8 protein-coding genes are annotated in these 7,204 nt (G+C 33.6%); 5 read left to right on the top strand and 3 right to left on the bottom strand.

The window, feature by feature from the left end; genetic code table 11:
• Nucleotides 1–66: 66 nt before the first annotated feature.
• Nucleotides 67–450: a hypothetical protein gene (locus FF52_RS16490; RefSeq protein WP_008467261.1), complete on the top strand. Its 384-nt coding sequence runs from the start codon at nt 67–69 to the stop codon at nt 448–450.
• A 139-nt stretch (nt 451–589) separates the two neighbouring features.
• Here FF52_RS16490 and FF52_RS16485 read toward each other — a convergent pair whose 3' ends face one another.
• Both FF52_RS16485 and FF52_RS16480 read right to left on the bottom strand, forming a co-directional pair.
• Nucleotides 590–805, bottom strand: a complete 216-nt coding sequence (locus FF52_RS16485) for a hypothetical protein (RefSeq protein WP_008467260.1) — start codon at nt 803–805, stop codon at nt 590–592.
• Nucleotides 806–1,143: 338 nt separating this feature from the next.
• Entirely contained in the window at nt 1,144–2,373 is a 1,230-nt protein-coding gene (locus tag FF52_RS16480; RefSeq protein ID WP_008467259.1) for a 3-deoxy-D-manno-octulosonic acid transferase, read from the bottom strand.
• A 136-nt stretch (nt 2,374–2,509) separates the two neighbouring features.
• On the opposite strand from FF52_RS16480, the gene FF52_RS16475 reads away from it, so the two are divergent.
• From FF52_RS16475 to FF52_RS16460, 4 genes are all read left to right on the top strand, one after another.
• The gene (locus FF52_RS16475; RefSeq protein ID WP_008467258.1) at nt 2,510–3,643 is read left to right on the top strand and encodes a DegT/DnrJ/EryC1/StrS family aminotransferase; all 1,134 of its coding nucleotides are present in this window, start codon (nt 2,510–2,512) and stop codon (nt 3,641–3,643) included.
• A 2-nt stretch (nt 3,644–3,645) separates the two neighbouring features.
• Nucleotides 3,646–4,086, top strand: a complete 441-nt coding sequence (locus FF52_RS16470; RefSeq protein WP_008467257.1) for a nuclear transport factor 2 family protein — start codon at nt 3,646–3,648, stop codon at nt 4,084–4,086.
• Nucleotides 4,087–4,100: 14 nt separating this feature from the next.
• On the top strand, nt 4,101–5,117 hold the full coding sequence (gene galE / locus FF52_RS16465; RefSeq protein WP_008467256.1) for a UDP-glucose 4-epimerase GalE: 1,017 nt from the start codon (nt 4,101–4,103) through the stop codon (nt 5,115–5,117).
• A 78-nt stretch (nt 5,118–5,195) separates the two neighbouring features.
• Nucleotides 5,196–6,101, top strand: a complete 906-nt coding sequence (locus FF52_RS16460) for a DMT family transporter (RefSeq protein WP_008467255.1) — start codon at nt 5,196–5,198, stop codon at nt 6,099–6,101.
• 200 nt (nt 6,102–6,301) lie between these two features.
• Here the strand turns inward: FF52_RS16460 and fabD are convergent, their stop codons facing one another.
• Nucleotides 6,302–7,174 (bottom strand): ACP S-malonyltransferase, encoded by an 873-nt coding sequence (fabD, locus tag FF52_RS16455; RefSeq protein WP_008467254.1) that lies wholly within the window; start codon nt 7,172–7,174, stop codon nt 6,302–6,304.
• Nucleotides 7,175–7,204: the final 30 nt, after the last annotated feature.

Below are 7,204 nucleotides of genomic sequence, written 5' to 3'. Positions count from 1 at the left end.
TCTCAGAATCTCAGAATCTCAGGAAAAAATCTAAAATCAATAATCTTTAAAATCAAAAATTTATAAATGGGTGCTTTTGTAATTAGCAAGCGATTTAATGATGAATATAAGTTTACGTTTACTTCTCGAAAAGGGAAGGTGATTTTTACAAGTTTAAGCTATGAATTGAGGTTTGAATGTGAAGAGGATATTGAGAGGTTTAAAGCGAATATTGATCTTGCGAAATTTTTAAAATTTAAAGGTTCTGGAGGGAGGTATTTTTTTAAATTGATGCTTGGTGATGTTCACTTTGCTACAAGTCGAAAATACAGTACGGAATTGCTTTTGCAAAAAGGGATAAAAGAAATTGTAACATATTCTTCCAAGTCGGAGATTTTGGATTTTTCTTCGAGTGAATCGATTTTTGGTGATGAAGAGCTTGAAGAGGAAATGGAAGAAGCTGCGGAGTAAAAAAAAGATATGGGTAATAAAAAAAAGCGTTTGTAAATACAGACGCTTTTTTTTATTGTTGTGGATTAATAGAAATATTAATCACAAAAAAAAACCATCTAAAAAGATGGTTTTAAAATCGTTAGAACTTAGGTTCTAATTATTTTTTTACTTCTTCTACTTTAGCAGCAGCAGAATCAACTTTAGCAGCAGCAGAATCAACAGTTGCAGCAGCAGAATCAACAACAGCAGCAGCTGAATCAACAGCAACAGCAGTAGAATCTACAGCAGGAGCTTCAGCAGCAGCGTCAGCTTTTTTACAAGATACAACAGTTAATACAGCAACAACAGCTAAACTTAAAAATACTTTTTTCATCTTACTTTATTATAAAAGGTTAATTATTAATTCGTGGCAAAGATATAAATTTTTTAATATGTAAAATATTTTTTCACTTTTTTTTTAAAATATTTTCCTTGCTCACGTTTATCTTATTTATCAAAGAATATGCCAAAATTATAAATTTTTCTTAAATTATCTAATTTCTTAGCGAAATAATTTTTCGTTGAAGAATCTTTATAAAACTAGGCTGTTTTATTTCTCTAATTAATAGTTTATTTTGTTTTTTAAGACTATTTGCTAGAATCTTTTAAAAGCAAAAAAGGAGATCTTGTTGTTGTTTTTTAGAATTTAGCACTTTTTTCAACTGTAAAAGATTATGAAATGCGTTTCATGATTGTCTCAGTAGCTCCTTTGTTATTTTGAATAAATGACCTGCAGATTTCGCTTTTTTCGGCCAAAAAGTTTTTGTCGTTTAGTAATCGGTCAAAAATTGCTTTAAGTTCCATATTTGTTGAAATTGGCATGCAACCGCCAATGCCCACTAAGTCAACTGCTTCTGCGAAATTGGAATAATTTGGTCCAATTACGATCGGGATGCCAAAAGTAGCTGGTTCTAATATATTATGTATTCCAGGATTTCCGAATCCGCCGCCGACATAAGCTATGGTTCCATAACTATAAATCTTAGTAAGGATTCCAATTGTATCAATTACAAAGACATTATAGGTTGAAAGATCTTTGTTTTCTTTTTCTGAGAATAAAACTGTCGGTTTTGTGATTTTTGATAGAAGATCTGATATTTGATCTGGTTTGATATTGTGTGGTGCAATTATAAATTTTACATCATCGGGTGCTTGATTAATGTATTCTGCAATTAAAATTTCATCTTTTGGCCATGAACTTCCAATAACTATCGTAAGCTGGCCGTTTTTAAAATTTTCAACATAATCCAGTCGGTTGTCTCTTTCTAATATAGCGTTTACACGATCAAAACGAGTATCGCCAGAAATAATTACATTCTTAAAACCTAGACTTTCAACTTTTTGTTTTGATTTTTCATTTTGAACAAAGAAATAAGTAAAGGCATTTAGAGCTTTTCTGTAGAAACCGCCATACCATTTAAAAAACACCTGATTGTCTCTGAAAATTCCAGAAATCAAGTAAGTAGGCGTTTTGCTTTTTTCTAGTTCCTTTAAGTAGTTCAGCCAAAATTCATATTTAATGAAAAATGCAAGTTCGGGATGAACTAATTTTAAAAATCTTTTAGCGTTACTTTTGGAATCAAGCGGTAAATAAACGGTAACATCTGCGGCAGTGTTATTTTTGCGCACTTCATATCCCGAAGGAGAAAAAAAAGTTACAATTATCTTATGTTGAGGATATTTTTCTTTGACTTTTTCTATAACAGGAAGTCCTTGTTCGTATTCTCCGAGAGAGGCTGAATGAAACCAAATCGTTTTGTCCTCTGCTTTGATTTTTTCTTCTAAAATTGAAAACACATTTTTTCGGCCTTCAACAAAAAGCTTAATTTTCGGACTAAATAACGCTATAATTCTTAAGAAAAAACCTGCAAGGTGTATGGCTAGATTGTATAAAAAAAGCATGTAATTTTTTTTGCAGCTAAATTACATTTCTTTCGACTATTTTCATTGGTTTGAAGCTATTAATAACTATTTTTGTTCCTCCTTTTAGAGATTTCTGTATAAAAACAGGGTCTTTAATTTTTTAAATACATTCAAAATGAAAAAAATTCAAATGGTTGACTTAAAAAGTCAATATGAAAAAATAAAATCTACTGTAGATGCTTCAATTCAAGAAGTTTTAGATACAAATACTTACATCAACGGACCTTTAGTTCATCAGTTTCAAAAAAATCTTGAGGATTATTTAGGGGTAAAACACGTTATTCCGTGTGCAAATGGTACAGATGCGTTGCAGATTGCCATGATGGGGTTAGATTTAAAGCCAGGTGATGAGGTTATTACGGCCGATTTTACTTTCGCAGCAACGGTTGAGGTGATCGCTTTATTGCAATTAACTCCAGTTTTAGTTGATGTTGATTTGAACAATATGAACATCGATATTGATGCAGTGAAAAAAGCGATCACACCAAAAACAAAAGCGATTGTTCCGGTTCATTTATTTGGGCGTGCAGCTAATATGGATGCGATCATGGAAATTGCTAAAGAGCATAATCTATATGTAATTGAAGATAATGCTCAGGCAATTGGAGCTGATTATGTTTCTAAATCTGGAGCAAAAAGCAAAGTTGGAACAATCGGTCACGTTGCGGCAACTTCTTTCTTCCCATCTAAAAATTTAGGATGTTATGGAGACGGAGGTGCAATTTTTACAAATGACGATAAATTGGCTCACATCATTCGCGGAATCGTAAATCACGGAATGTATGAGCGTTACCACCACGATGTTGTTGGAGTGAATTCTCGTTTAGATAGTATTCAGGCTGGAGTTTTAAATGCAAAGCTGCCTCTTTTAGATGAATATAATAAAGCGCGTCGTTTGGCGGCAACAAAATATAATGCAGCTTTCGCGGGAAATGCAAAAATCATTACACCAGATTTTGATGCAAACGAAAATGACCACGTGTTCCATCAATATGTGCTGAGAATTTTAAATGCAGATAGAAATGCTTTAATGCAACATTTATTGGATAAAGGAATTCCATGTGCGATTTACTATCCAATTCCGTTGCATTCACAAAAAGCGTATTTAGATCCACGTTATAAAGAGGAGCAATTTCCAGTTACAAACCAATTAGTGCAAGAAGTAATTGCTTTGCCAATGCATACTGAACTTGACGACGAACAAATTAAATTTATTACCGATTCTGTTTTAGAATTTTTGAATAAATAAAAATGAAAAGAGTTGGTCTTTTACTTTTAATGGTATTTTTTCAGTATTCGGTTTTTGCTCAAAAAACGAACGCTAAAGAAGAGAATGCTGTAAAAAGTCAGGTTGAAATATTGCGTCAGGCAATGATTGATGCTGACGGAGCGAAGTTGAAAGCACTGACTTCTGATCAATTAAATTATGTTCATTCTAATGGCAATTTTCAAAATCAAGCTGAATTTATAGAGGGAATAGTTAGCGGAAAATCTGATTTTGTATCTATCGATTTTCAAAACCAAGCTATAACAATTCAGAATGATGTTGCTATTGTTCGGCATGTTTTATCGGCTCATACCAAAGATGATGGTATAGATCGAGATATTAAAATAGGAATAATGCTGGTTTGGCAGAAACAAAAAAATAAATGGATTCTTATTGCCAGACAAGCATATAAATTAACTACATAACAAACAACCACAAAATGAAAGTATTAGTAACAGGAGGATTAGGGTTTATCGGTTCCCACACCGTAGTCGAATTGCAAAATGAAGGCTTCGAGGTAGTGATTATTGATAATCTTTCAAACTCTTCAGAAGATGTTTTAAAAGGAATTACAGCGATTACAGGAAAAACGCCTTTATTCGAAAAAATTGATTTAAGAGAAAAAAGCGATGTTCAGGATTTCTTTAAAAAACATAATGATGTTACTGGAGTTATTCATTTTGCAGCTTCAAAAGCTGTTGGTGAAAGTGTTGAACAGCCATTGTTGTACTACGAAAACAACATTAGCAGTTTAGTTTATCTTTTACAGGAATTACAGCAAAAACCTGAAGCAAGTTTTATTTTCAGTTCTTCTTGTACAGTTTACGGTCAAGCTGAAAAAATGCCAATCACAGAAGATGCTCCGGTTCAAACTGCCATGTCTCCTTACGGAAATACAAAACAGATTGGAGAAGAAATTATTACAGATACAGCTAAAGTTACCAATATCAGCGCTATTTTATTGCGTTATTTTAATCCAGTTGGAGCGCACGAATCTGTAGAGATTGGAGAATTGCCGTTGGGGGTTCCTCAAAACTTAGTTCCATTTATTACACAAACGGGAGTGGGTCTACGTCAGGAATTATCTGTTTTCGGAAATGATTACCCAACGCCAGACGGAACTGCAATTCGCGATTATATTCACGTAGTAGATTTAGCGAAAGCACACGTAATTGCGTTACAGCGTTTGTTGAATAAAAAGAATTTGGCAAAAGTGGAGACTTTCAACTTAGGAACAGGAAAAGGAAGTTCTGTTCTTGAAGTCATTCATAGTTTTGAAAAAGTCAGCGGTAAACAATTGCCTTATAAGATGATGCCTCGTCGTGAAGGTGATATTACTGAGGCTTATGCAAATACAGACAAGGCAAATAATGTCTTAGGATGGAAGGCTGAACTAAGTTTGGACGAAGCGATGGCAAGTGCTTGGAAATGGGAACAAAAAGTGAGGAATAAGTAATTTTTAATAAAATTATAAATTTTTGAAATCCCAGATTATAGCAATATAGTTTGGGATTTTTTTTAGCTATTAACTATCATGAAACAAAGTTTAGATTATAAATTAATATTTGCCTTAGCGGCTGTTGGAATTATTTGGGGAACTACTTTTTTAGGAATTAGAGTTGCCGTTGAAACGATTCCGCCCTGGTTTGTAACTTCAATTCGTCAGGGATTAGCGGGATTAATTATGATGACCATTTTATTATTCAAAAAAGAATTAAAATGGATTGGGTGGGAGAATTTTAAACAACAGCTTATTGCTTCGGTTTTAATGCTTGTAATTGCAAATGGCTTTACGACAATTGCAGAGCAGAATATCCCTAGCGGATTAGCATCAGTTATTAATGCACTGACTCCAATCCTTATTTTCTTAGGAAGTATTTTGTTTGGATTGCAAAAAATGAGTTTAAAGGGGTTTATAGGTGTAATTATCGGGTTCTTGGGAGTGGTTTTTATCTTTAAAGATGGACTCGGATCATTTTTAGATGTTAATTACAGAACAGGAATGATGTTCATGGGATTTGCAATTTTGGCTTGGGCGGCTGGAACAATTTATACTAAAACGCATGCTAATAAAACGAAAAATATAATGCTCAATTTGTTTTACCAATTTACGATCGCATCTTGTATTCAGTTGGTCTTGGCTTCAATATTCTCACCAAATCCAGATTTTAACTCTTGGAGTTCAAAAAGTATTTTTGCGGCTTTGTATTTATCAATATTCGGATCTGTAATTGCTTTCTTTTGTTATAATTATGCACTAAAACATGTTACAGCTGTTCAGGTTTCTATTTTGTCCTACATCAATACAATAATTGCTGTTTTCTTGGGTTGGTTGCTTTTAGATGAAGTAATTACGATTGATTTTATTATTGCTACGGCTCTTATTATTCTTGGAGTTTTTATTGTGAATTACAAGAAGAAGGAAAAGAAAGTTTTGTAGTATTCTTTTAGTATGTCATTTCGACGAAGGAGAAATCTTCGCAAGTAGCTCTGCAAAGTTTTTAGACTTTCTATGTAGAGTTTCTTGCGAAGATTTCTCCTTCGTCGAAATGACAAAAAGCTCTGAAAAACAAAATTTTTTCAGAGCTTTTTATATGTATAGTTTTTTAACTGAAAACTGAGACCGCGACTGAAAACTAACTACGCATTAGCAACAGCAGCTTCCTTATCAATTTTATTAATCAAACCAGTTAAAACTTTTCCAGGACCAACTTCAGTAAATAAAGTTGCGCCATCAGCGATCATTTGCTGTACAGACTGAGTCCATTTTACAGGAGCTGTTAACTGAATGATTAAGTTCTTTTTAATTTCGTTAGCATCAGAAACCGCGTTTGCAGTAACGTTTTGATATACTGGGCAAATTGGAGTAGAGAAAGTAGTTGCTTCGATTGCAGCAGCCAATTCTTCTCTTGCTGGTTCCATCATTGGAGAGTGAAAAGCACCTCCAACAGGTAAAATTAAAGCGCGTTTTGCTCCTGCAGTTTTCATAGCTTCACAAGCTTTTTCAACAGCCGAAGTTTCTCCAGAAATTACTAATTGTCCAGGGCAGTTATAGTTGGCAGCAACAACAACACCATCGATAGAAGCACAAACTTCTTCTACAACATTATCAGCTAAACCTAAAACAGCAGCCATTGTAGATGGAGTAATTTCGCAAGCTTTCTGCATGGCCAAAGCACGTTGAGAAACTAATTTAAGACCATCTTCAAAAGATAAAGTTCCGTTAGCAACCAAAGCCGAAAATTCTCCTAATGAATGCCCTGCAACCATTTCCGGTTTGAAATCTTCTAAAGTTTTAGCTAAAATAACTGAATGTAAAAATACAGCAGGCTGTGTTGCTTTAGTTTCTTTTAGTTCTTCGGCAGTGCCTTCAAACATGATATCTGTAATTCTGAAACCTAATATTTCATTAGCTTTTTCGAATAATTCTTTGGCTAAAGCCGAATTTTCATAAAGGTCTTTACCCATTCCTGTGAACTGTGCACCCTGACCCGGAAATACGTATGCTTTCATTTGTCTAATTTAATTTTTACTTTTTTTTAA

Origin of the sequence: Flavobacterium sp. F52, from assembly GCF_000278705.1 — a bacterium.
Taxonomy (GTDB): domain Bacteria; phylum Bacteroidota; class Bacteroidia; order Flavobacteriales; family Flavobacteriaceae; genus Flavobacterium; species Flavobacterium anhuiense.
Note: the sequence above shows the minus strand (reverse complement) of the source record. Positions and strands in the feature narration are given on the sequence as shown.